The sequence below is a fragment of the Streptomyces sp. NPDC048278 genome (genome assembly GCF_040652195.1).
GTDB lineage: Bacteria > Actinomycetota > Actinomycetes > Streptomycetales > Streptomycetaceae > Streptomyces.
On sequence record NZ_JBEZLP010000001.1, the window covers coordinates 628,183 to 652,657 of the forward strand.

At 72.6% G+C, this 24,475-nt stretch carries 22 protein-coding genes; 20 read left to right on the top strand and 2 right to left on the bottom strand.

The window, feature by feature from the left end; all coding sequences use genetic code 11:
* The first annotated feature begins 41 nt into the window (after positions 1 to 41).
* Genes AB0D74_RS02875 through AB0D74_RS02935 form a run of 13 tightly spaced genes read left to right on the top strand, consistent with a single transcriptional unit; the run spans position 42 to position 14,658 of the window.
* Entirely contained in the window at positions 42 to 989 is a 948-nt protein-coding gene (locus AB0D74_RS02875) for a fatty acid desaturase (protein WP_362579754.1), read from the top strand.
* The gene (locus AB0D74_RS02880) at positions 986 to 1,654 is read left to right on the top strand and encodes a GNAT family N-acetyltransferase (RefSeq protein WP_362579756.1); all 669 of its coding nucleotides are present in this window, start codon (positions 986 to 988) and stop codon (positions 1,652 to 1,654) included. The genes AB0D74_RS02875 and AB0D74_RS02880 overlap by 4 nt, the downstream gene beginning before the upstream one ends.
* A gap of 16 nt (positions 1,655 to 1,670) precedes the next feature.
* A complete protein-coding gene (locus tag AB0D74_RS02885) occupies positions 1,671 to 3,359 on the top strand; it encodes an aminotransferase class III-fold pyridoxal phosphate-dependent enzyme (RefSeq protein ID WP_362579758.1) in 1,689 nt (562 codons plus the stop codon).
* A gap of 23 nt (positions 3,360 to 3,382) precedes the next feature.
* Positions 3,383 to 4,888, top strand: coding sequence for an AMP-binding protein (locus AB0D74_RS02890; protein ID WP_362579762.1), 1,506 nt, complete (start codon positions 3,383 to 3,385; stop codon positions 4,886 to 4,888).
* Between the two features lie 5 nt (positions 4,889 to 4,893).
* Positions 4,894 to 5,871: an amidohydrolase family protein gene (locus AB0D74_RS02895; protein WP_362579765.1), complete on the top strand. Its 978-nt coding sequence runs from the start codon at positions 4,894 to 4,896 to the stop codon at positions 5,869 to 5,871.
* Positions 5,871 to 6,140 (top strand): acyl carrier protein, encoded by a 270-nt coding sequence (locus tag AB0D74_RS02900; RefSeq protein WP_362579768.1) that lies wholly within the window; start codon positions 5,871 to 5,873, stop codon positions 6,138 to 6,140. The genes AB0D74_RS02895 and AB0D74_RS02900 overlap by 1 nt, the downstream gene beginning before the upstream one ends.
* 28 nt (positions 6,141 to 6,168) lie before the next feature.
* A complete protein-coding gene (locus AB0D74_RS02905) occupies positions 6,169 to 7,149 on the top strand; it encodes an amidohydrolase family protein (protein ID WP_362579771.1) in 981 nt (326 codons plus the stop codon).
* Positions 7,149 to 7,982 (top strand): hypothetical protein, encoded by an 834-nt coding sequence (locus AB0D74_RS02910; RefSeq protein WP_362579773.1) that lies wholly within the window; start codon positions 7,149 to 7,151, stop codon positions 7,980 to 7,982. The genes AB0D74_RS02905 and AB0D74_RS02910 overlap by 1 nt, the downstream gene beginning before the upstream one ends.
* Positions 7,979 to 11,134, top strand: a complete 3,156-nt coding sequence (locus AB0D74_RS02915; RefSeq protein WP_362579776.1) for an amino acid adenylation domain-containing protein — start codon at positions 7,979 to 7,981, stop codon at positions 11,132 to 11,134. The genes AB0D74_RS02910 and AB0D74_RS02915 overlap by 4 nt, the downstream gene beginning before the upstream one ends.
* Positions 11,127 to 11,936: an alpha/beta fold hydrolase gene (locus AB0D74_RS02920; protein WP_362579779.1), complete on the top strand. Its 810-nt coding sequence runs from the start codon at positions 11,127 to 11,129 to the stop codon at positions 11,934 to 11,936. Before AB0D74_RS02915 ends, AB0D74_RS02920 begins: the two co-directional genes overlap by 8 nt.
* Entirely contained in the window at positions 11,933 to 13,393 is a 1,461-nt protein-coding gene (locus AB0D74_RS02925; protein ID WP_362579782.1) for an MFS transporter, read from the top strand. Before AB0D74_RS02920 ends, AB0D74_RS02925 begins: the two co-directional genes overlap by 4 nt.
* Positions 13,394 to 13,413: 20 nt before the next feature.
* Positions 13,414 to 13,974, top strand: a complete 561-nt coding sequence (locus tag AB0D74_RS02930) for a winged helix-turn-helix domain-containing protein (protein ID WP_362579785.1) — start codon at positions 13,414 to 13,416, stop codon at positions 13,972 to 13,974.
* Positions 13,975 to 13,980: 6 nt separating this feature from the next.
* A complete protein-coding gene (locus AB0D74_RS02935) occupies positions 13,981 to 14,658 on the top strand; it encodes a hypothetical protein (RefSeq protein WP_362579788.1) in 678 nt (225 codons plus the stop codon).
* A gap of 41 nt (positions 14,659 to 14,699) precedes the next feature.
* Here AB0D74_RS02935 and AB0D74_RS02940 read toward each other — a convergent pair whose 3' ends face one another.
* Complete coding sequence (locus tag AB0D74_RS02940; protein WP_362579791.1) at positions 14,700 to 15,923, bottom strand: cytochrome P450; 1,224 nt, start codon at positions 15,921 to 15,923, stop codon at positions 14,700 to 14,702.
* A 209-nt stretch (positions 15,924 to 16,132) separates the two neighbouring features.
* Between AB0D74_RS02940 and AB0D74_RS02945 the strand changes: the two genes are divergently transcribed.
* A complete protein-coding gene (locus AB0D74_RS02945) occupies positions 16,133 to 16,876 on the top strand; it encodes an alpha/beta fold hydrolase (RefSeq protein ID WP_362579794.1) in 744 nt (247 codons plus the stop codon).
* 16 nt (positions 16,877 to 16,892) lie between these two features.
* Entirely contained in the window at positions 16,893 to 17,606 is a 714-nt protein-coding gene (locus AB0D74_RS02950) for a tryptophan 2,3-dioxygenase family protein (protein ID WP_362579797.1), read from the top strand.
* Between the two features lie 9 nt (positions 17,607 to 17,615).
* Here the strand turns inward: AB0D74_RS02950 and AB0D74_RS02955 are convergent, their stop codons facing one another.
* Positions 17,616 to 17,822, bottom strand: coding sequence for an MbtH family protein (locus tag AB0D74_RS02955; RefSeq protein WP_362579800.1), 207 nt, complete (start codon positions 17,820 to 17,822; stop codon positions 17,616 to 17,618).
* A 238-nt stretch (positions 17,823 to 18,060) separates the two neighbouring features.
* Here AB0D74_RS02955 and AB0D74_RS02960 point away from each other — a divergent pair, with 238 nt between their 5' ends.
* From AB0D74_RS02960 to AB0D74_RS02980, 5 genes are read left to right on the top strand one after another with little or no spacing between them, the layout of a single operon-like run.
* The gene (locus AB0D74_RS02960) at positions 18,061 to 19,581 is read left to right on the top strand and encodes a tryptophan halogenase family protein (RefSeq protein WP_362579803.1); all 1,521 of its coding nucleotides are present in this window, start codon (positions 18,061 to 18,063) and stop codon (positions 19,579 to 19,581) included.
* Positions 19,566 to 20,144, top strand: a complete 579-nt coding sequence (locus AB0D74_RS02965; RefSeq protein WP_362579806.1) for a flavin reductase family protein — start codon at positions 19,566 to 19,568, stop codon at positions 20,142 to 20,144. The genes AB0D74_RS02960 and AB0D74_RS02965 overlap by 16 nt, the downstream gene beginning before the upstream one ends.
* A gap of 7 nt (positions 20,145 to 20,151) precedes the next feature.
* Positions 20,152 to 21,240 carry an LLM class flavin-dependent oxidoreductase gene (locus tag AB0D74_RS02970; protein ID WP_362579809.1) on the top strand — a complete coding sequence of 363 codons (1,089 nt, stop codon included), beginning with the start codon at positions 20,152 to 20,154 and terminating at the stop codon, positions 21,238 to 21,240.
* A complete protein-coding gene (locus AB0D74_RS02975) occupies positions 21,237 to 23,081 on the top strand; it encodes a non-ribosomal peptide synthetase (RefSeq protein WP_362579812.1) in 1,845 nt (614 codons plus the stop codon). The genes AB0D74_RS02970 and AB0D74_RS02975 overlap by 4 nt, the downstream gene beginning before the upstream one ends.
* Positions 23,082 to 23,108: 27 nt before the next feature.
* Complete coding sequence (locus AB0D74_RS02980) at positions 23,109 to 24,464, top strand: NAD(P)/FAD-dependent oxidoreductase (RefSeq protein WP_362579815.1); 1,356 nt, start codon at positions 23,109 to 23,111, stop codon at positions 24,462 to 24,464.
* Positions 24,465 to 24,475: the final 11 nt, after the last annotated feature.

Here is a 24,475-nt window from a genome sequence, read left to right on the forward strand (position 1 = left end):
TACGGGGGGCCGGCGATCCCGTCGCCCCCTTGGGAGAAGGCATGCTCGAAAACACGGAACAGTTCCTGGACACACCGGAGTTACTCGCCAAGTACAAACCCCTGCGGCGGGATACAGACGGCCGGATCTTCGCGGCCAAGCTCGCCCTGGCCGCCGTGCTGCTGGCCGGAGGCATCTTCCTCACCCTGACCACGGCCCTGTGGGCCCGCGCGCTCGGCACGGTCGTCGTCGGCCTGATGTTCGCCCACATGCTGGAGCTGCAGCACGAGACCCTGCACAGCATCGCCTTCCGCGGCCGGCGTCCCAACGTCGTCGCCGGCGTGCTCCTCGGCCTGCCGACACTCGTGTCGTTCGCCGCCTACCAGGTGTCGCACCTGCGCCACCACCGCGACCTCGGGACCCCGGAGAACCAGGAGTTCTTCGACTACGGCGACCAGTACGGCAGCGAGCAGGGCTCGGTCCTGCGCAAGGCCGGGCTGTGGACGTACCGCCTGACGATGGTCGCCCACTACAAGCAGTTCCTGCGGACGTCCGGCCGCGTGCTGACCGGCCGGAACCTGGGCGAGGAGAGCCCGTTGACCCAGCGCCGGATCCGGCGCGACCACTGGGTGATCCTCGGCACGCTGGTGCTGTCGGTCGCGGCCTCCGCGCTGACCCACTCCTGGGCCGTGGTCTGGGCGTGGCTGCTGCCGCTGGCGCTGGTCGGGCTGCCCGCGCACGCGCTGATCGAACTGCCCGAGCACTTCCGCTGCGACACCGACACCCCGGACGTGTTCGAGAACACCCGCACCATCACCTCCAACCGCTTCATGGCGTGGCTGACCAACACCAACAACTTCCACGTCGAGCACCACCTGCTGCCCACCCTGCCGTTCCGCAAGCTGGCCGAGGTGCACCAGGAGGTGGCCCCCAGGGCGCGCTTCTACCACCGCACCTACCGGGACTTCTTCGGCCGGCTGATCCGCGGCGAACGGAGGGCTGCGCGATGACCGAGCAGAGTTCCTACACGCTCGCGACGAGTGCCGCGGACAAGGCGGCGGTGATCCGGCTGCGCGACCAGGTCTACGTCCAGGACCAGGGCCGGCTCGACGACGCGGGCGACATGGCGGCGACCTTCGACCGGTTCGACGCCTACGCCGACTACATCCTCGCCCGGCTGGACGGTGAACCGGTCGGCTGCATCAAGGTCGTACGCGACTCGGAACTCGGGCTGCCCTGCCAGGACGTCGCGGATCTGACCGAGTTCAAGGACGGGCACCGGGTGGTGGAGCTGGGGCATCTGATGACCCGGCCGGACGTGCGGCACCAGATGCTCGGGATGGCCCTGATGCGCGAGGGGCTGCTGCACGGCATCCGGCACGGGGCCACCCGCCTGGTCGGCGACTTCTTCGTCGACGACACCGGCGAACTGCGCGGCTTCTACCGGTCCCTCGGCTTCGTCGCGCTCTGCAAGCCCTACCCCGACGAACGGTTCGCGGGCGCGCCGCTCAGCCTGGTCGGCGGCCTCGACTTCGCCGGCGCCGCGGACCGGGTGCCCGGCAGCCACGGCAAGGAACGCCAGTTGCTGGAGTACTTCTTCGGCGACTACGCCGAGCGGCGCCGGACGTACCTGGAACAGGCCGACGGCCCGGCTCTGGCCTCCGGCTCCCACTGACGAGGAGGCGACGGACGTGCGTACACAACGCCAGACCCTGGCCGAGACCAAAGCCGCGTTCAACCACCCCACCTACGCCAAGATGGCCTTCACCATGGGCTGCGGGGTGCAGGGCCGTGGGGAGGGGTGCCAGGTCCACGACGAGACCGGGCGGCCTTTCCTGGCCCTGTTCGACCAGTACGGCAACCAGTCGTTCGGCTACTCGCACGAGCGGCTGGTGCAGGCCCTGCGGGACCGCCTGGACACCGCCAACCTCAACAGCACCAAGATCCTCTTCGAGGAGGTGCAGATCCGTCTCTCGGAGCGGCTGGCGCGGCTGACCGACGGGCATCTGCGCTACTCCTACCTGGCCAACGGCGGCGGCGAGAGCATAGACAACGCCCTGAAGCTGGCCCGGGCGGCCACCGGGAGGCCTAACTTCGTCACCGCGGTCGACTGCTTCCACGGCAAGACGATCGCCACGCTGAGCGCCTCCCGCCGGCCTGAGCACGAGGCGGTCTACCGGCCGCTGATGAGCGAGTTCCGGCAGGTCCCGTTCGGCGACGTCGCCGCGATCGAGGCGGTGGTGGACGAGGACACCGCGGCGGTCCTGCTGGAGCCGGTGCAGGCCGAGGGCGGTGTCGTCGTCCCGTCCGACGAGTACCTGCGCGAGGTGCGGCGCGTGTGCACCGAGCGCGGCGCGCTGCTGATCCTGGACGAGATGCAGACGGCCTTCGGCCGTTGCGGCACCTTCTTCGCCCACCAGCAGTTCGGCGTGCTCCCCGACCTGGTGTGCATCGGCAAGGCCTTCGGCGGCGGCCTGCTGCCGATCTCCGCGGTGCTGGGCACCGCGGAGGTGTGGACCTCGCTGAAGCGCACGCCGTCCACCTTCGGCTCCAGCCTGGGCGGCAACCCGCTGTCCTGCTCGGTCGGCCTCGCCGCGGTGGAACTGGCCTCGGAGCCGGAGTTCCTGGCGCGGGTGAACGCCCGCGCGGAGCAGCTCCGGCTGCGGCTGACGGAGCTCCCCGCCCGCTTCCCGAAGCTCGTCCGGGCCCACCGGGGCCTGGGCATGATGCACGGCCTGGAGTTCCACGACGAGGCGCTGGGCGGACTGGTGCTGCGGCTGCTGATCCGGCATCAGGTCACGTCGACGTACTCGCTGTACAACAACAGCGTGCTGCGCGTGCAGCCGCCGATGGTGATCGACGAGGCCGAACTCGACCGGGGCCTGGACGTGCTGGAGCGGGTCCTCACGGAGGTCGAGGCCCACCAGGACGCCGGCGGTCCCACGGGCGTGGCGGCGATGTCCCCGCAGCAGCTCTCGGTGGAGCTGCCGTTCGCTGCGGGTGCCGTGCGCGAACTGCTCGCCCGGCGGCCGAGGCTGCTCGACCCGTTCAGCCTCCGTCCCGAGCAGGAGGACTGCCCGCCGGTGGAGCCGGAGTTCGCCGGCACCCTCGGCGAGGACCTCGTGGTGTGGGAGGACCGGCACGAGACGGGCCCGGACGGGCCGGTCCTGAGCGCCGGGGACTGCTGGATGTGGGCGTCGCTGCGCCGCGACTTCGCGGTGGTACCGGTCGGCGACACCTCCTGCCGGGTGGACATCGGCGTCGAGTGGGACGCGGGCACCGGGGGATACGAGGCCCTGCTCGCCGGGGGCATCAGCTGGTTCGTCGCGACCAGGGTCGACGAGCTGGCCGACGGGATCCGAAAGCACCTCGCCGAGTGAGGCGGACCGAAAGGAAGGCGACAGTGAGCGAAGAGATGCGGTTGCAGGGCCTGCTCGACCACTACGCGGGCAACGACGCGGTGGTGGTGGACATCTCCGTGGGCGGTACCCGCCGGGAGGTCAGCCACGCGGAGCTGGCCGACAGGGTGCGGGAGCGGGTGGAGGACCTGCGGTCCGCCGGGGTCCGCCCCGGCCAGCTGATCGGCATCAACGCCCGCAACAGTCTGGAGTGGCTGGTCTGGGACCTGGCGACGCTGGAGTTCGGGGCGCACCTGTACGCGGTGCCGGACGGCACCCCGGTGCCCGGCGACGTCGAGGCGTTCCTGGCCGAGGCCGGGCTGGTCGCGCTGGTCGCGGAGGAGGCCGGGACCGAGGGCACCGCCGGCGGTCCGCTGCTCTCCCCCGGCGACCGCCTCACGGGGCGCCGGCTGCACCTGGACGCCCCCGCCCAGGACCTGCCGAACCTGCACAGCCTGGTGTTCTCCTCGGGCACCTCGGGATCCCTGAAGGGGCTCAGGATCTCCCGGAGCGGCACCGAGTACGTCATCAACCGCTTCCTGGAGGCCTTCGGCGTCACCGGCGAAGACCGCCACCTGATCTTCCTGCCGCTCTCCAACTACCAGCAGCGGCTGTCCGTGTACTGCTGCCTGTGGGCGGGTGCCGACCTGGCCCTCGCGCCGTTCCAGCGGGTCTTCGCCGCGCTGCAGAGCGAGCGGCCGACCTTCCTGATCGCGCCCCCCGTGTTCTACGACTCCACGCTCCAGCTGCACCGCAAGGCGGGCAAGGGCCAGCCCCTGGACGCCTTCCTCGGCGGGCGGATCCGCTTCATGATCACCGGCATGGCCCCGATCCGGACCTCGACCCTGGACGCCTACGCGGCGGCGGGGCTGAGTCTGCTGGAGGCCTACGGCATGACCGAGAGCGGGATGATCGCCTGGAACACCACCGGGGCCCGGCGCGCCGGTACCGTCGGCAGGCTGATCGACCCGAGCGCCGTCACCTTCACCGAGGACGGCGAACTCGTCATCACCCGTGAGGCCCCGCTCAGCCTCGGCTACTTCGAGGTGGACCCCGCGGCCGAACCGACCTTCCTGCCCGACGGATCCATCCTCACCGGCGACTTCGGCACGCTGGACGGCGACGGATTCCTCACCCTGCGCGGCCGGCGCAAGGACGTGATCACCCTCGGCAGCGGACGCAAGGTCAACCCGGCGGAGATCGAGGCCCTGTTCGCCGGTACCGAGGGGGTCGCGGAACTCGTCGTGGTCTCCTCCGGCCACTCCGGACGACTCGGTGCGGTGGTGAGCCTCACCGGTCCGGTCACCGCGGACGGCGAGGCGGCGGCACGGGCCGCGATCGAGAAGGTCAACACCACCGTCGACCAGCACCGCAGGCTGGGCAGCCTGGTCTTCGTCGACCACCCGCTGCACTCCGAGCCCCGCTTCCAGACCAAGAACATGAAGCTGCGCCGGGCAGCCGTCGAGGAGTACTTCGCCGAGTTGTCGGCCCGCCGCGAGAGCAAGGGGTGACCCGCATGACCACCACGTCCGGCCCGGAGCCGGTCCGCATCATCGACGCCCACGTCAACCTGGGCAGCGACCTCGCGATCCCGCCCGAGTACATCGACGAGCAGGCGGAGAACGCCTATCACCGGCTCGCGGCGATGGGCCAGCCGGTCAAGCGGGACCGCATCCACGACCGCGTCCACGCCCAGTACCAGGACCACGACGCCGACCGGCTGGTGAAGGAGATGGACGCCGCAGGTGTCGCCGAGTCGGTGCTGATCGTCCCGGACTTCACCCATGTCGCCGACGCCAAGCTGACCCCCGTGGAACTGGCCGAGCTGCACGCCGGCATCCTGCGCCGGCACCCGGGCCGGTTCCGCGTCCTGTGGGGCGTCGACCCTCGGGCGGGCGACGAGGGGGTGGCCCTCTTCGAGCGCTGCGTGGACGAACTGGGCTTCCAGGGCATGAAGCTGTACCCGCTGGCCGGATACTCCCCCAGCGACCGGCGGCTGTACCCGTACTACGAGATCTGCGCGGCACGCGGACTGCCGGTGCTCAGCCACACGGGCCCCGGCTGGCAGGCCCTGGACTTCACCTATGGACAGCCGCTGCTGCTCGACCAGGCCTCCCGGGACTTCCCCGGCGTCGACTTCGTCATGGGGCACGGCGCGGTGACCCACGTCGAGGAGGCGATGTACCTGTGCGGCTACCGGCCGAACATGTACGTCGACGTCAGCGGCTTCGTCTCCGTACTGGACCCGGACGGGTGGCAGCACCACCTCAACCGGGTCTTCAGGCTGGGCCTCAACCACAAGATCGTGTTCGGTTCCAGCTGGCCGGCCTTCCGGCTCTCGGCGACGCTCGCCCAGGTCGTCGGGGAGTTCCGCGAAGGCTCGACCGTGTTCGCGGGAATCAAGCGCTCACAGCGAAAGATGATCATGGGGGCTACGATCGATCGCCTCCTCACGGGAAACCGGCAGCCCGCCGGGCAGACGGGAGCACAGTGATGGCAGTCGACCTTGCGGCCCTGGAGAAGAAGCTGCTCGACTGGGTCGTCGAGTGGAACGAGGGCGAGTACGACGGCGAACTCGACGCCGAGACGGACCTGTTCGCCGCCGGAGTCCTGGACTCGATGGGCTTCACGGGTCTGATCGCCTACCTGGAGGACGAGGCCGGCATCGAGTTCGACTTCGAGCACGCGGAGGAGGCCGGCGCGGTCTCGCTGCGGGCGCTGCTGGCCTACTGCTTCCCCACGGCGGACGCCACCGACGCCTGACCCTCCGAACGAACGGAAGTGAGAACCCGTGACCGGTCCGACCGACCTGCCCGTCATCTTCGACGCGCACTGCCATGTGGCGTCAGCGGACTTCATCCCGGAACGCTTCGTGTCCGACGTCGCGGCCAACATCGAGCGGCGCCACACCGCCGAGGGCATCAAGCCGCGTCCCGGACGGGCGCTCAACGCCCTGCAGGCCCAGCACCGGGATGACCTGGCGGACGAGCTGGTCCAGGAGATGGACCGTGCGGGCATCGCCCGCACGGTCCTGCTGGTGCCCGACTTCGGGATGGTGCATCCGATGCGGCTCTCCCTCGACGAGATGGCCGCCCGGCACCACGAGATCCGTCGGCGGCACCCCGGCCGCTTCTGGGTGTTCATCGGCGTGGACCCCCGGCGCGGCAAGGAGGGGCTGCGGGACTTCGAACGGCAGGTGACCGAGTACGGCTTCGAGGGCATCAAGCTCTACCCGCCGTGCGGCTACTCGCCGTCCGACGAAGGGCTCTTCCCCTACTACGAGATCTGCGCCGAGCGGGGCCTGCCGGTCTTCCTGCACACGGGCCCGACCGCGGGCAGCTTCGCCTACGAGCCGGCGCACCCGCTTCAGATCGACCGCGCCGCCCGCACCTTCCCCGGCGTCAACTTCATCCTGGGACACGGCGGTCTGGTCCACCTGGACGTCACCGGCTACCTCGCCTCCTACCGCCGCAACGTCTACCTGGACATCGGCGGCTTCGCGGGCACCGCCTTCCCCGACGGCTGGGAGGCCCACCTGAACCGCCTGTTCCGGCTGGGCCTCAACCACAAGATCGTCTTCGGTACGGACTGGCCGCTGAACCGGATGACCAACGGCCTGACCCGGCTGGTCGAGAAGGTGGTGCACGGGCCCACGGTGTTCGCCGGCGTCAAGCGGCGCGAACAGCAGCTGATCCTGTCCGGCAACCTCACCCGGCTGCTGCCGGCCGGTGCCGTGGACGCCGTGCCCGCCCCGGCCGTGGCGGGTTCGTGATGCCGGCCGGATTCGCACCGATCACCGGGCGCACCGCGCTCACGGTGCTGCTGGGCGACCCGGTCGTCCAGGCCCGCTCCCCGGAGCTGGTCAACGCCGAACTGGAACGGCGCGGGCTGGACGCCCGCATGATGCCCGTGCAGGTGGCGGTCGCGGACTTCGGCCCGGTCGTCACCGCGCTGCGCGCCGCCGGCACCTTCCGCGGCGCCGTGGTCACCATGCCGCACAAGCACGCCGTCGTCCCCCTGCTGACGACGGCCGGACCACGCGTGGCGCGCACCGCCGCCTGCAACGTGATCCGCCGCGAGCCGAACGGGGACCTCACCGGCGACATGCTGGACGGTGAGGCGATGGTGCGGGCGATCCAGGACGCGGGCGGCACCGTCAAGGACACGCGCGTACTCCTGGCCGGGGCCGGCGGCGCCGCCTCCGGGATCGCCCTCGCGCTGGCCGACCACGGCGTGGCGGAACTGCACATCGTCAACCGGACCGAGGCCCGGGCCGGCGCGCTCGCGGACCGGGTCTCGGCCGCGGTCCCCGGCGTCCACGTCACGAGCGTGGCCGCGCCGCGCGGCGGCTACGACCTCGTCGTCAACGCGGGCGCCGTCGGCATGCGCCCCGGGGACGGACCGCCGGTGCCGCCCCAAGCGCTCACCGGGGCTCACGTGGTCGCCGACGTCGTCATCTCCGAACGGCCGACGGCGCTGCTCACGGCGGCGGCAGCGGCGGGCCGCACGACCGTCGACGGCGGCCGGATGCTGGCCGCCCAGATCGGCCTGATGGTCGACTTCATGTTCGCGGGCGAGAACACGAGCGAGAGCAGGGGACGATGACGACGCCGAACGCCCAGGAACAGCGACTTCCGCTCACGCACGGCCAGGAACAGCTCTGGTTCCTCGACCGGCTGAACCCACGACAGCCCGTCTACAACGTCCCGTTGGCCTTACGCATCCGTGGCTCGCTGGACCCCGTCCGGCTGCGTGCCGCGGCCGACCGGGTCGTCGCCCGGCACGAGGCGCTGCGCGTCCGCTTCCCGGAGACCGACGGCGGCCCCGTCCAGCTCCTGGCGCCGCCCGGACCCGCGCACTGGCAGGAGAAGGACGCCGCCGAGAGCGAGTTGGACCACCTGCTCGCCGCGGAGGCGGCCCGGCCCTTCGCCCTGCGGGAAGGCCCCCTGCACCGCTTCCTGCTGCTCCGGCTGGGCCCCGGCGACCACGTGCTGTCCCTGGTCTTCCACCACATCGTCGTGGACGGCACCTCACTGGGCCTGGTGGTGTCCGACCTGCTGGAGTACTACCGGGACGACTCCGCTCCGGGCACCCCCGAGGGATCCCCGTCCTGGAGCGCCTGGGTGCGCCGGCGCCGCGAGGAGGTCGACGAACCCGGAGAACTCGCCGCCGGTCTCGACTTCTGGGAGAGCAGGCTGAGCGGGCTGCCCGTGCCCGAACTGCCCGCCGACCGGCTGCGCGGCGCCGCCCCGTCCACCCGCGGCGACCACGTCCGCCGGGAGCTGCCGCCCGGACTCGTCTCCCGGCTGCGGCAGCTCGCCCGCAGCAGGCGTGTCTCCCTGTTCGTCGTCCTCGCGGCGGCGGTGAACGTGCTGGTCAGCCGCTACACCGGCGAGGACGACATTCCCCTGGGCGTACCCCTCGGCGAGCGGGGCGACCCGGCGGCCGAGGGGGTCGTCGGGCACTTCGTCAACATGGTCGTCTTCCGCACGGACCTGTCCGACGACCCGGCCTTCGGGGAGCTGCTGGACAGGGTCCTCGACCAGACCATCGACCTGCACGACTACGGCTGGGTGCCCTTCGAGCGGGTGGTGGAGCGCCTGCGGCCGGTACGCGAGCCCGGGCGCAACCCGCTGTTCCAGGTCTCCGTGCAGCTGGTGGCCGACCCGGCCGCACAGGACGGGCTGCACCTGCCGCAGGCGACGGTCGAGACGGTCGGCACCAGGATCCCGCAGTCCAGGTTCGACCTCGCCGTGAACTTCTTCGACGCCGGGGACCGGATCACCCTGGACCTGGAGTACTCGACCGAACTCTTCGACGCCTGGCGGATCGAGGCCCTGGCCGGCCATCTGACGGTGGCGCTGGAAGCGGTGGCCGTGGATCCCGGAATTCGGCGGTCCGCCGTGCCGTTGCTCGCCGCGGCCGAGCGGGAGGCGCTGTCCCGGGCCGGCGCCGGGGACGAACTCCCGCTGCCCGCCGAGCCGTTGCACGTGCGCATCGCCAGGACCGCGGCGCTGCGCGGCGACGCCGTGGCGGCCGTCTGCGGGGATCGGCGGATCGGTTACGCCGAACTGGAGCGCCGGGCGGACCGGTTGGCGCGCCGGCTGCGGGCCGCGGGTCTGCGGGCCGGTGACGTGGTGGCCGTCGTCCTGGAGAAGGACCTGGACGCACTGGTGGCCGAGCTCGCGGTGCTGAAGGCCGGCGGCGCCTTCGCCGTACTCGACCCCGCTCAGCCGCAGGCCCGGCTCGCCCTGCTGCTGGCCGACGCCGGTGCCCGCCTGGTGATCACCCGCGAGGGCCTCCGGGAGGCCGTGCCGCCCGCCGCCGGCCGCGACACGGTGCTCGTCGACGACGCCGGCCCGGCCACCGCGCCCGGGGACGACGAGCCGCTCCGGGAATGGGCCACGGAGCGCTCCGCCGCCTATGTTCTCTACACCTCGGGCTCCACCGGCGTGCCCAAGGGCGTGGTGATCGAACACGCCGCGCTCACCTGCTTCGTGGAGGGCTACCGGAAGGTCTTCCCGTTCGCCCCCGAGGACCGGCTGCTGCAGTTCTCGGCGCTCACCTTCGACATGGCGCAGGGGGAGATCTTCACCGCTCTCACCGTCGGCGCCACGCTGGTCCTCGTCCCGCCCGACACGGCCCGTTCCCCGGGCGGGCTGGCGCGGCTCCTGCGGGAGAGCGAGGCCACCTACGCGGGCCTGATGCCCGCCCTGCTCGCCCTGCTCGAACCGGAACCGTACCCGCACCTGCGCCATCTGATGGCCGGCGGGGACGTGCTCGCCGCCGAGCTGGTCAACAAGTGGAACCTGCCGGGGCGGCTCATGGTCAACATGTACGGCCCGACCGAGGCCGCCGTCGCCTGCGCCCACCACGTCTGCGACGGGCGCACCCGGACCACCGTGCCGCCCATCGGCCGCCCGCAGCACAACCGGCTGCTCTACGTCGTCGACCGCTGGGGCAACCTCGTACCGCGCGGCATCCCGGGCGAGCTGCTGATCGGCGGGCACGCCGGACTCGCCCGCGGCTACCTCGGCGCACCCGGGACGACCGACGAGAAGTTCGTGCCGGACGTGTGGGGACCGGGCGAGCGGGTGTACCGCTCCGGCGACCTGGTGAGCTGGAACGCCGAGCACGCCCTGGAGTTCCACGGCCGGCGCGACGACCAGGTCAAGCTCAACGGGCTGCGGATCGAGCCCGGCGAGATCGAGTCGGCCCTGCTGCGCCACCCCGCCGTGACCACCGCGGCCGTCGTCCTGCGCACCTCGGAAGAAGGCGCCAAGCGGCTCGTCGGCTATGTGGGGACCCCGGAGCCCTCGGCCCTCGACGTGGCGGAGCTGCGCCGGGTCCTGGCCGACGCCGTGCCCGCCTACATGATCCCCTCGGCCTGGATGCTCCTCGACGAGCTGCCGCTCACCTCCTCGGGGAAGGTCGACCGGCGCCGGCTGCCCGAGCCGGGACCGGACCCGGACGGGGCGCGGACGGCTGCCGGGCAGTGGCGCGGCGAGCTGGAGCCCCAGGTGGCCGCGATCTTCTCGGCCGTGCTCGACGGCGCCGACATCCGCCCCGGCCAGGGCTTCTTCGAACTGGGCGGCACCTCCTTCCAGGCCATGCGGGTGGTCGGGCGGATTCAGAAGCAGCTCGGCGCGGAGCTGAGCACCAGGACCCTGTTCGCGCATCCCACGGTCGAGGACGTCACCGCGGAGGTCGCCCGGCTCCTCGGCACGGAACAGAAGAAAGGCGCCACCGATGTCTGACGAGACCCTGCTGCTGCCCGTGGGCGGGACGGGCGACCGGCCCCCGCTGTACTGCGTGCACGCCGTCTCCGGCTCGCCGTTCCCGTACGTCCCGTTCGGGCGGTCCTTCGTCGCCGGCCGGCCGGTCCTCGCCGTCGAGGCACCCGGGTTCGACAACGCCGCCCACCCCGTCGCCGACGTCGCGGAGCTGGCCGAACGGTATGCGGCCCTGTTGCGCACCCGCCATCCGGCAGGTCAGGCGGCCCTGCTGGGCTGGTCGTTCGGCGGGGTGGTGGCCCACGAGACGGCGCTCAGGCTCCAGGAGGCGGGCACGGACGTCGCCCTGCTGGTCCTCGTCGACTCGACCTGCCCGACGCCCGCTCCCGTCCCCCCGGAGCCGGAACTGCTGCGCCGCTTCGTCCAGGACATGCTCGCCGAGGCGGGCCTGCCCGCCCAGGAGGTCCGCGCCACGCTCGCGGCGCTGCCGCAGGAGTCCGCCCCGGAACCCTTCTTCGCCGCGGCGACCACCGGCGACTCACTGCTCGCCGACCTCGCCCCCGCCCTGCTGCACCGCCGCTACGACGTGTTCCGCGCCCACGTCCACGCGCTGTACACGCACCGCGCCCGCCCCGGCCTGCGGGGCCGGACCCTGTGCGTGCAGGCCGCCGACTCGCCCCCGGTGGCCCGGACCTGGGACGGCGTCCTCGACGGGGCCGAGGTCGTCACCGTGCCCGGCGACCACCACTCGGTCTGGTCCGGAGCGGGCCCGGCACGGATCGCCGCCGAGGTCTCCGGCCGGCTCGCCGGGGTGGAGGTCCGTTGAGCGGCGTCCGCGGGCAGACGACCGCCGACCGCACGGAACCGGAGCACGCCGACGCGCACCGCAGACGCACGGTGGCTCTGCTGGTGCTCCTGGTGGCGCCGTTCATGGCGCTGCTCGACATGTTCATCGTGAACATCGCCGCGCCCTCCGTCGAGACCCAGCTGCACGCCACCTTCGCCCAGGTCCAACTGGTCATCAGCGGCTACATCGTGGCCTTCGCCGTCGGTCTGATCACCGGCGGACGCCTGGGCGACCTGTGGGGCCGCGGGCGGATGTTCCTCTACGGCATGGGCGGCTTCGGGGTCACCTCCGCGCTGTGCGCGCTGGCGGGTTCGGCCGACCAGCTGATCGCGGTACGCCTGTTCCAGGGACTGAGCGCCGCGCTGATGCTCCCCCAGGTGCTGTCGCTGATCCAGGTGCTGTTCCCGCCCGCCGAGCACGCCCGTGTCCTCGGGCTGTACGGGGCGACGCTGAGCTGCGGGTCGGTCACCGGGCAGGTGCTCGGCGGGGTGCTGATCAAGGCCGACGTCGCCGGTCTCGGCTGGCGGCTGATCTTCCTCGTCAACATCCCCTTCTGCCTGGCGGCGGTCCTGGTCGGCGCCCGTTTCCTGCCGCGCCGGCAGGATGCCGCGACCCGGCCCGGCTTCGACCCCGTGGGCGTGCTGCTGATCTCGCTGGCCATTCCGCTGCTGCTGGTCCCGCTGGTCTTCGGCGCCCAGACCGGCTGGCCGCTGTGGGTGTGGCCGACGTTCGCCGCCGCGCTCGCCGTGTTCGCGCTGTTCCTGCGCTGGGAGGCCCGGTTCCCCGCCGACAGCGGATCGGCCCTGCTGCCGCTGCGGCTGTTCGGGCTGCCCGGATTCGCCAACGGCGTGCCCACCGCGCTCGCCTTCTACAGCGGGAACTCCGGCTTCTACCTCGTCCTCGCCTTCTACATGCAGGACGGTGTGCGGCTCTCCCCGGTCGCCGCCGGACTGGCGTTCGTGCCGCTCGGCACGGCCTTCGCGCTGGCCTCGCTGGCCGCCCGCAGCCTGGTGCCCCGGTTCGGCCGCAAGGCGCTCCTCGGCGGCACCGTCTGCATCCTGCTGGGACTGGTCTACCTGCCGCTCGGCGCCTGGACGGGCGGTGGCGCCGGCACGCTCGACCGGGCGCTCTGGATGGAGCCCGGCCTCGTCCTGTGCGGCATGGGACAGGGACTCGTCCTGCCGTCCCTGCTCTCGCTGGCCCTGCGCGGCGTCGCCACCGCCGACGTGGGTGCGGCCTCCGGCGGCATCCTGATGACCTCCCAGTTCGCGGGGGCTCTCGGGGTGGCGGCGGTCGGCGCCGCCTACCGCTCCGCTCTCGGCGAGCACTCCTACACCCAGGCCTTCCGCGCCGGAGTCCTCGCCCTCGTGGTCATCGCCCTGCTGAGTCTGGTGCTGCTCGCCCGGCTGGAATCCCGCACCAGAGACCGTGAATAGAGCCCGCTGGAGATGACGCCTTGCCTGCCCTGACCGATCGGATCAAGTTCATACGATGGCCGGCCGAGGCCGGCCTGCGCACCGTCTACCGGCGCCAGGGGATCCCCTGCCTGCTCGTCGTGGAGGGCGGTGCCCTGCCCCCGATCTGCACCGCCCCGTCCGAGGACTGGGTCCGCGCCCCGGCCTCCCGCGAGGACGTCGAGGCCCGCGTCCACGCACTGCGGCAGCGGGCCTACGGCCGCAGGACGCCGACGGTCGACTCGACGGGCGTGCTGTCCTTCGGTACCCGGTCCCTCACCGTGTCGAGCACCCAGGCCGAGCTGATGGAGCTGTTCATCGCCCACTTCGAGGAAGTGGTGTACCGGTCCGAACTGGAACAGCAGCTCGCCCGGCGCGTGCCCGCCCCGACCCGCAACGCGCTCGATCTGCACATCATGCGGCTGCGGCGCCGGATCGCCGCGGTCGGCCTCGGCATCGGGACCGCCTGGGGCCGCGGCTACCTCCTCGAACCCACACCACTGGAACAGGCGTGGTCCGAGGAGAGCTCCCCAGGTATGACGTACGGCAGCCAGGAAAGGTGACCGGTGATGCAGGGCGCAGAGCAGGACACGGCGCACGACCAGCTGCCCGACGGACCGCCACGCCCCGCCCGCGGCCCCGACGCGCGCGTGGCCTTCGTCCTGCACGACATGTTCGCCGTGCCGTTCGGTGACATCGCTGTCATCGTCGGCCGTACCACCGCCACCACGAAGAAACTCGCCAGCCGCGCCCGGCACAAGGCCGGCGGCGGCCCCGTGGCCGACGCCGCCGGGCCGGCCCGCAACCGCGGGGTCGTCGAGGCCTTCCTCGCCGCCTCCCGCTCCGGTGACCTCGATGCCGTGCTGAACGTCCTCGCCCCCGACGTGGTGCGCCGCGCCGACCGGACGGTTCTCGGTCCCGGCCGCCCCGAACGGGCCGAGGGCGCCGACACCGTCGGCCGCGAGATCGCCCACTTCGGCGCGGCGGCGGCCCGGCACGCCGAACCCGCGCTCGTCGACCGGGCCGTGGGCCTGGTGATCGCCCCGCTCGGCCGGCTCCACACCGTGGTCACCCTGACGATCGCGGACGACCGGGTCGCGGCCTCCGAACTCGTCGCGGACCCGGCCCGGCCGGCCCGGACGCGTATCGCCGTACTGCCCGGCGCCCTGCTCGGACCCGACCGGCCCACCGTCCGGTCCTCGGAGGCCGTGGCCGGTCCGGCCGGCCGGGGCCGGTCCACGCCCTGACGCCGGCGCCGGCCACGCGTCTCCCCGGCCGCGTCGGCGGGTCATCGCGGCCGGAAGCTGACGGGGAGGCTGCTGTCGCCGTGCAGGAACGTGGACCGGATCGCGGTCGGGGTGCCGCGCAGTTCGATCCCGGCGACGCGGTTCACCAACGCCGCCGACAGCGCGTGCAGTTCGGCCCGGCCCAGGAAGGCGCCCAGGCAGAAGTGCGGTCCGTGGCCGAGGGTGACGTGCTTGTTCGGGGAGCGGCCGAGGTCGAAGGCGCGCGGGTCGGGAAAGACCGTCTCGTCGTTGTTCGCGGAGATGTTCCACAGCGTCACGATGTCGCCCGCCCGGACCCGCCGCCCCCCGATCACCAGGTCCCGCCGGGCGGTGCGGGCGAAGTGCAGTCCGGGCGTGGCCCAGCGCAGCATCTCCTCGACCGCGGTGTCCGGATCGACCTCCCCGCCCCGCAACGCCCGCCACTGACCGGGGTGTTCGGCGAGGGCCCGGACCGCGCAGACGGCGGAGATCCGGGACGACTCGTCCCCGCCGAGGATGAGGCTGTAGCAGTTGAGGGCGACCTCCTCCAGGGTGAGCGGCTCCCCGTCGACGCGGGCCGTCGCGATCATGCTGACGACGTCGTCGCCGGGAGCGGCCCGGCGGCTCTCGGCCAGGTCCATGAAGTACAGGACGAGCTCGTTGCGGGCCTCGACGGGATCCAGGTCGCCGTCGTCCGGGCCGCCGGTGGTGAAGGCCGCCTTGCTGTACCGCAGCAGGTCGGCACGGTCCCGCTCGGGAACGGAGAGCAGCTCGCAGATGGTGGTGAGGGGGATGCGCTCGGCCACCTCGGCCGCGAAGTCGAAGGTGCCGGCGCCGGTCACCTCGTCGACGAGCCGCTCGGTGAGCCGGTGCACCCGCTCTGCGACCCGGTCGAGATGCCGCGGCGCGAACGCCCGCCACAGCACGGCACGCAGGTCGCGGTGGCGGGGCCGGTCGGTGACGGCCAGCATCCGGCCGCCCGCCGAGTCGTCGCCGTGCAGCAGCACGTCGAGCACCGTGCCGCGCCGCGAGCCCAGCGCGTCCGCGTCCGCGTACCCGGCGACGACGTCCGCGTGGCGGGAGACGACCCAGAATCCGGGCCTGCCCGCGGTGCCTTCATGCCAGTAGACGGGGTGCCGTTCGCGGACCTGGCGCCAGAACGGGTAGGGATCCCGACCGGCGAATGCCGCGGGATCGGTGAGATCCACGGTATGCACGGCGAGAACACCCGGGTCGGGACTGCTCACTGCCGAACTCCTTTGGCAGAGCGGTTCTTTTGGGCATCGGGATCGTCGCAGAACGCTCCGGGGCACGGGGAATTCATTGCCGAAATCTTTCTCTCGCCACCTGCCGTCGCCACGGAGACGAAAGACTGCCGAGGAGGCGAAAGCCGGACGACCGTCTCCTGATTTCCGCGACAGCCCGGCGAGCCCGCCGCGAGAAGGGAACCGGATTCATGGCGAGCCCCCGACAGTCGTGGCTCAGGAACCTGACGGACGAACGGGCCCCGGCGAGACGGCTGGTGTGCTTCCCGCATTCCGGCGGAACCGCGGAGAGTTACGTCTCCTGGATTCCCCGGATCCGGCCGGGCACCGAGTTGCTCGCGGTGCAGTACCCGGGGCGCTCGGACCGGTTCGGGGTGCCCCTCGCGCGTGGTGTGCGGGAGATGAGCGCCGGTGTCGCGGACGGACTCGCCCGGCTGGAGCCCGTGCCCTGCGCCCTGTTCGGGCACAGCCTGGGCGCCCTCGTGGCCTACGAGACGGCCGTACGGCTGTCCGCCGCGGGCCGGCCGCCGGAGAGCCTGACGGTGTCCGGCTCTCCGCCGCCGGGCCGGGCGGGGACCGGACGGATGCACCTGGCCCGCGACGCGGACCTGTGGGCGCAGGTGTGCGCCCTGGGCGGGATGCCGCCGGAGGTGGCGGACGACGAGGAGCTGGCGGACATCCTGCTGCCGACGCTGCGCGCGGACATCGCGGCCCACGAGACCTACCGGCCGGCCTCCGGCACCGGCGTCCTCACCTGCCCCGTGCGCTGCTACCACGGCATCGGCGATCCCCTGGTGGACGACGCCCACCTGCCCGAATGGGCGGAGACGACGACCGGCCCGTTCACGCTGACGCGACGCGCGGGATCGCACTTCCACACGTTCGTGGACCCGGAGAGCCTCGCCCAGGAGATCCAGGACCCCGTCGGCAACTGACGCTGCGGAGGCAGTCATGACCGGCTTGACCTACTCGGACTACGTGCAGACGGCGACCCTGCTGTCCCTGCAGAAGACGCAGGCGCCCGCCGGCGCCGACCGTGCCGTGCACCTGGCCGAGCACTTCTTCATCGTGGCCCACCAGTGCAGCGAGCTGTGGCTGAAGCAGGTCCTCGCCGACCTCGACGCGGTCGTGGAGCTGCTCCTGGCGCGGTCCGGCGACGACGACCTGGACCTCGGTGCGGAACTCCTCGGGCGGGCGAGCGGGGTGCTGCGGCTGATGCACGAACAGGTCGTCGTGCTGGAGCGGCTGCCGCTGCGGTGCTTCGTGGAGTTCCGGCCCCATCTGGGCACGGCGAGCGGTGCGCAGTCGGACCAGTTCGGGGCGCTGGCCCGGATGATCGGCGGGGACGGCACGGACGGCACCCTGTACCGGGCCTTCGAGTCGGCGGCGGCGCACCGCGGGCGGTCCGTCCCCGGCGTCTGCCGGGCGGGGCTCGCCGCCGGCGCCCTGCACCGGATCGCCGAGGCCCTGCTCGACGTCGGCAACGGCTACTGGCGGTGGAAGGTCGCCCACCTCGCCCTGATGTCCTCGATGGTCGGCGCGCAGGAGGGCACGGGCGGCACCAGCGGCACGGAGTACCTCGCCCGGCGCATCACCGTGCCCTTCCCCGAACTGCGCGGCATCCGCGGCTCCCTGCACGCCGGTCTCACCGACACGGCCCGCTGAGCCCCGCCGTCAGCCCGAGCGGCGCGGACCGGCGGGCCCGAGGTCCGTCCAGTGCTCCTCGACGTGGGCCAGGCAGGCGGTACGGCTGTCCGGGCCGGCCACACTGCGCCAGCCCGCCGGTACGGCCGCGAAATCCGGCCAGATCGCGTGCTGCCCCTCGTCGTTCACCACGACGTGGAACCGCCCCGTCTCGTCGTCGAACGGGTTCACGGACACAGGCAACTCCCCGGAGAAGAACCGACACTTCGCCTCAGCGTGTGGCGTGCGGCAATTCCTGTCAACGGGCGGCGAAAGAACCCGGAAAAATCTGTCAGGGATCTTTTCCCGGCTGATTTGGCGACCGGAGCCACTGGGAGGATGCCGGGCAGTTCCGGCACACCGAATTCCTTGTCACGCAGTAGTCACGCAGCGGTCGTGCAGCAGTCGTGCAGCAGGAGAACCGAGATGGGGGAACATGGTTGACAGTGTTGTCATCGTCGGCGGTGGCACGGCCGGCTGGATGACCGCCACATATCTCAAGGCCTCCTTCGGCGACCGTCTCCGGGTCACGCTCGTGGAATCGAGGAAGGTCCCGACGATCGGCGTGGGCGAAGCCACCTTCAGCACGGTCCGGCACTTCTTCGCCCACCTGGGACTCGCCGAGCACGAGTGGATGCCGGAATGCCATGCGTCGTACAAGCTGGCGATTCGCTTCGAGAACTGGCGTGCCCCGGGCCACCACTTCTACCACCCCTTCGAACGCCCTCGCGTGGTCGACGGGTTCCCGCTCGCCGACTGGTGGCTGCACAAGCGCCCCAGCGACCGGTACGACCACGACACGTCGGTGCTGGCGGCCCTGTGCGACGCGAAGCGCTCGCCGCGCCACGCCGACGGCGACCTCTTCGAGACACCGGACGGCCCGACGACCCAGTTCCCGTACGCCTACCACTTCGACGCCGCCCTGCTGGCACGGTTCCTCACCCGGTACGGCACCGAGCGCGGGGTCCGGCACATCCTGGACGACGTCCTGGACGTGCGTCTGGACGACACCGGGGCGATCAGCGGCGTACTGACGAAGGAACACGGCGAGTTCTGCGCGGACCTGTACGTCGACTGCACCGGATTCCGCGGGATGCTGCTGAACAAGGCGCTGGAGGAGCCGTTCCGGTCGTACCAGGACAGCCTCCCCAACGACAGCGCGGTCGCCCTGCGCGTCCCGGTCGACGTGGCGCAGCAGGGGATGCGGCCCTGCACCACGGCGACGGCCCAGGACGCGGGCTGGATCTGGACGATCCCGCTGTTCGGCCGGCTGGGCACCGGCTACGTCTACGCCGGCGACTACTGCACCCCGGAGCAGGCCGAACGGACGCTGCGGGAGTTCGTCGGCCCCGGGGCGGCGGACCTGCCCGCCCACCACATCCGGATGCGCATCGGCCGCAGCGAGCGGTCCTGGGTGAGGAACTGCGTCGCGATCGGACTGTCCAGCGGCTTCGTCGAGCCCCTGGAGTCGACCGGGATCTTCTTCATCCAGAACGGCGTCGAGCAGCTGGTCCGGCACCTCCCGGACGGCGGTGACGACGAGGCGCTGCGCCGCGCGTACAACCGGCAGGTCGCGGGGGTCATGGACGGGGTGCGCGAGTTCCTCGTCCTGCACTACTACGCCGCGGGCCGCGCCGACAACGCCTACTGGCGCGACGCCAAGACCCGGCCGCTGCCCGACGCGCTCGCCGCCCGCGTCGAGGACTGGCGGCACCAACTGCCCGACGCGGACTCCGTCCACCCGTGCTTCCACGGCTTCGAGCCCTACTCGTACACCGCCATGCTCCTCGGCCTGGGCGGACTCCCCGTGCGGCCCAGGCCGGTGCTCGCGCACTTGGACGGCACCGCGGCGCTGCGGGAGTTCGACCGGGTGCGCGTCCAGTCGGCGGCCCTGGTCGAACGGCTGCCGTCCCAGGCCGACTATCTGGCACGGCAGCAGGCATGCCGGAACGGCTGAGGCGGCCGGCCGCCCCGGCCGCGGTCCCCCCGCCCCGGTTCCGGGCCATGATGGCGTCCTTCCCGGCCGGTGTCACCGTCGTCACCGCGGCCGGACGGGACGGCCGCCCGCAGGGGATGACCTGTACCGCCGTGTCGAGCGTGTCGGACGAACCGGCCACCCTGCTGGTCTGCCTCAAGCAGGGCAGCCGCACCCTGGCCTCGCTGACCGAGGCGGCACGGTTCGCGGTGAACCTGCTCGGCAGCGACGCACGGCCGGTGGCGGAGCTGTTCGCCGCCCGCGGGACGGACCGCTTCGCACGGGTGCCCTGGGCCTTCGAGCCGGGCTCCGGCGGGCCGCACCTGACCCGGCACGCCCACACGGTCGCCGACTGCCGCGTCACCCGCACCGTGGACGTCGGCGAGCACGCGGTCGTCTTCGGCGAGGTGTTCGCCGTGACCGCGCGGGCCGGCACGGCGCCCGACCCCCTGCTCTACGGACTGCGCGGCTACTGGGCCCTGGGCCGGCCGGGCGACGCATCCGGTGCCGCGGGCACCACGATCCAGCAGCGCGCGAGGAGTTGAGGACAGCATGACCGAGTACGGCATATCGATCCTGCCGGACACCGGCCCCCAGGACCGCACCCCGCAGGAGTACTACGCCAACCTGCTGGACGTGGCCCGGCTGACGGACCGGCTGGGCCTTGAGTACGTCAAGATGACCGAGCACTACCTGCACCCCTACGGCGGGTACTGCCCGGACCCGCTCGCCTTCCTGTCCGCCGTGGCGGTCTCCACCGACCGGGTCCGCCTGATGACCGGCGGCATCCAGGCCTCCTTCCATCATCCGATCCAACTGGCCGCGAGCACCGCCCAGTTGGACGCGATCAGCGGCGGTCGGCTGGACGTCGGGTTCGCCCGGGCCTTCCTGCCCTACGAGTTCGACGCGTTCGGTGTCGACATGGACACCAGCACGGACCGCTTCCGGCGGACCGTCGACGCGACGGTCCGGCTGTGGACCGAGCCGAAGGTCGACGAGGACGGCCCGTTCTTCCGCTACTCGGGCGTGTCCTCCGTACCGCCGCCCACCCAGCTCGCCCATCCTCCGGTGTGGACGGCGGCGCTCGTCACCAGGTCGAGCTTCCAGTGGATCGGCGAGTCCGGCTACAACCTGCTCGTGGCCTCGGCGCCGACGCGGGAGAAGACGGGCCAGGTCAAGGAGATGATCGACTTCTACCGCGCCTGCTTCCTCGGCGCCGAGAAGAACCGGGGGCGCCGGCCCAAGGTCGCCATCAGCGTCGCGCTGATGCTGGCGGACACCGACGAGGAGGCCCGTGAGCTGGGTCAAAAGCATCTGCGCCGGCACTGGGACACCTTCGCGGCGGCGGCCGGCTCCTGGCAGGGCCGCGCCTCCGCGTCGTACCAGGGCTACCGGGAGGCCATGGTCGACAAACACCGCTCGGGCGCGAGCGAGGACGCCGGTCTGGCCGTGATCGGTTCGCCGGCCGGCGCGCTGCGCCAACTGCGCGAGATCCGCGAGGCGCTGACCCCCGACGTGATCCTCTTCCAGATCGACTACGGCCAGCAGCCGCCGGCCGCCATGCGGCGCAGCCTGGAACTCTTCGCCCACCGGGTCCGGCCCGCGCTCGACGCCGGGGAGCAGCGGGAGGACGACCGGTGACCGGGACGCTGCCCGCCTCGGTACCCGAGCTCTTCGCGGCGGTGGCGGCACGCGTGCCGGACGCGCCGGCGGTCGTCCACAAGGACACCGGTCTCAGTTACCGGCAGCTCGACGAGCAGGCCAACCGGCTCGCCCGCGAGCTGATCCGGCACGGGGTCGGTCCGGACCGCCTGGTCGCGGTGGCCGTACCGCGCTCGGCGCAGCTCGTCGTGGTGCTGCTGGCCGTGCTCAAGGCCGGCGGCGCCTATCTGCCGCTCGACCCCAGGTACCCGGCGGCCCGGCTGTCGTACCTGGTCGACGACGCCGCCCCGGTGCTGCTGGTGCGCGCGGGCGAGGTGGCACTGCCCGCGGCGGACCTCCCCGAGGTCGTCGTCGACGACCCGGAGTTCACCGCCCGGTGCGCCCGCCACAGCGGTGCCGCCGTCACGGCGGACGAACTCCGCCGGCCGCTGCGACCGGACCATCTGATGTACGTGATCTACACCTCCGGCTCGACCGGCAGCCCCAAGGGCGTTCTCGTGTCCCACGAGGGGGTGCGCGACCTGGTCGCCACCCAGACCGAACGGTTCGGTCCCGCTCCCGGCGAGCGCGTGCTGCAGTGGGCCTCGGTCAGTTTCGACGCGTTCTTCTGGGACCTCACCCTGGCCCTGCTGTCCGGGGCCACCCTGGTGATGGCCGACGCGGACGACCTGCTGCCGGGTGAGAACCTGCACGAGACCCTGGTCAAGTACGACATCACGCACGCGGTGCTGCCCCCGGTCGCGCTGAGCATCACCGACAGCGACGGGGTGCTGCCCGGCGGCACGATCATGTCCACCGGCGACGCCTGCACCCCGACCCTGATCGCCAAGTGGGCGCCGGGCCGCCGCATGTTCAACGGGTACGGGCCCACGGAGGTGACCGTGGGCGTGTCGATCGCGGGTCCTGTCGAGGACCCGTCCGACACCGCGATCGGACGCCCGTGGACCGGCGGCCGTGTCCATGTCCTGGACGAGCGCCTGCGGCCGGTCCCCGACGGCGAGGAGGGCGAGCTGTACCTCGCCGGCTCCGGCCTGGCCCGCGGCTATCTGAACCGGCCGGGACTGACCGCGACCAGGTTCGTGCCCGACCCCTTCGGCCCGCCCGGGACGCGGATGTACCGCTCGGGCGACCGCGGGTGGCGCGGACCCGCCGGTGAGCTCCACTTCGCCGGCCGTGCCGACGACCAGGTCAAGGTGCGCGGCTTCCGGATCGAGCTCGGCGAGATCGAGGCCTGTCTGACCGGGCACCCGGCGGTGCAGATCGCGGCCTGCGTGGTGACGGGCGCACTCGCCGACGCGCGGGTCGTCGCCTTCGCGACGCTCCGGCCCGGCGCCGGGGCCGGGGCCGGCTCCGGCGAGCTGCGGGAGTTCCTCGTGGCGCGGCTGCCCGAGCACATGGTGCCGGCGCGCGTCACCGTGCTTCCGGTGCTGCCCACGCTGTCCAACGGCAAGATCGACCGCCGTGCCCTGCGGGGCCGGGCCGACGCGGACCGCACCCGGGCGACGGCCGACCCGGCGGCCACCCCTGCAACCGCCCCGGCGGGCGTTCCGACGGGCGTCCCAGCGGCTGTCCCGCACTCGCACGAGGAGGTGCTGTACGCCACCGTCCGGGAGCTGCTGGCCCTGGACAGCGTGGACCCGGGCGACAACCTCTTCCGGATCGGCGGCAACTCGGTGGTCGCGGCCCGGCTGGTCAGCGTCCTGCGCAGGAAGACGGGCGTGCGCCTGCCGATGCGCGCGGTCTTCGAGGCGGAGACCCTGGCCGGGCTCGCGCGGCTCCTGCACGAGCACGACACGACGGCCCCCGGGGAACGGCGGTGACCGCGGCCGGCGGCACGGGGAGCCGGCATGGCTGAGCGGGACGGCTTCCGGACGGCCGGCAGCCCGGGGACCGTCGTCGTGGGCGCGGGGCTGGTGGGGCCCGTCGCCGCGATGTACCTCGCCGGGCGGTACGGTCCGGTGACGGTGCTCGAACGCCAAGACGACCCCCGCACGGCCCCTGCGGCCGGCGGCCGCTCGCTCACGGTGATCCTCTCCGCGCGGGGCTGGCGGGTCCTGCGCGAACTGGGTCTGGAGGAGCGGGTCCGGGCGATCTCCGTACCGCTGCACGGCCGCCGCGGGCACCTGCCGGACGGCGGCACCCCGCTCACCGCGTACAGCAGGGACGGAGCGCCGATCTGGGCCGTGGAGCGCGCCCGCCTGCAGCACATCCTGCTCGATGCCGCCGAGGCCACGCCCGGCGTGCGGATCCTGTTCGGCGAACAGGTCGTCGGAGTCGACCTGGACGCCCCCGAGGTCCGGGTGCGCGGCGCGTCGGGTGACCGCGTGCTGCGCTGTGCGCACCTGCTCGGGTGCGACGGCGCGCACTCCGCCGTCCGCGCGGCCCTGTCGGCACGTGGCGCACGGGAGCACGTCGGCACGCTGGAGCTGGCCTACCAGGAGATCACGCTGGAACTCCCCTGGTGCGAGCGGGAGAACATGCACTACTGGCCGGCCGGTGACGCCCTCTTCGGAGCCTTCCCCACCCTGTCGGCCGACCGGTTCACCGGCTGTGTCTTCCTCCGCAGACAGGGGCCTGCGCCGTCCTACGCCGCGGTGGCCGCCGGTCTGCCCGCGGCGGACCAGTTCGCCGGGGCCTTCCCCGAACTGGCCCGGGCCATCCCGGACCTGGGCGAGCAGCTGGCCGCCAGACCGGTCTCGCACATCGCGCTGGTGAACTGCGACACCTGGGTCTGGGAGGACAAGGCGGCGCTGGTGGGCGACTCCTGCCATGCGATGGCGCCCTTCATGGGCCAGGGCATGAACTGCTCCTTCGAGGACGTCCGCGTGCTGGTGGCCTGCCTGGACGGCGAGCGCGACTGGTCGGCGGGGCTCGCGGCGTACGAGCGGCAGCGCAGGCCGGACGCCGACGCGGTCTCCGCCGTCTCGCTGGAGCACTACCGCACCATGTCGCGGCTGCCCGACCCCGGAGCGGAGGAGGCGGCGGCACTGAGCCGGCGCCTGTCCGCGCTGTTCCCCGACCGCTTCGTCCCGCTGTACGAGCGCTGCGCCTTCACCGAGGAGAGCTACGCCGAGGCGCAGGAGGGCGAACGGCGGCTGCGGCGGCTGGTCCGGGAGATCCAGGACCGCCACCCGGGCACCGCCGACCGGATCCCCGACCGGGAACTGCGCGGACACGTGCTGTCCCGGTCACCGCTGTGCTGACGAACCGTCCC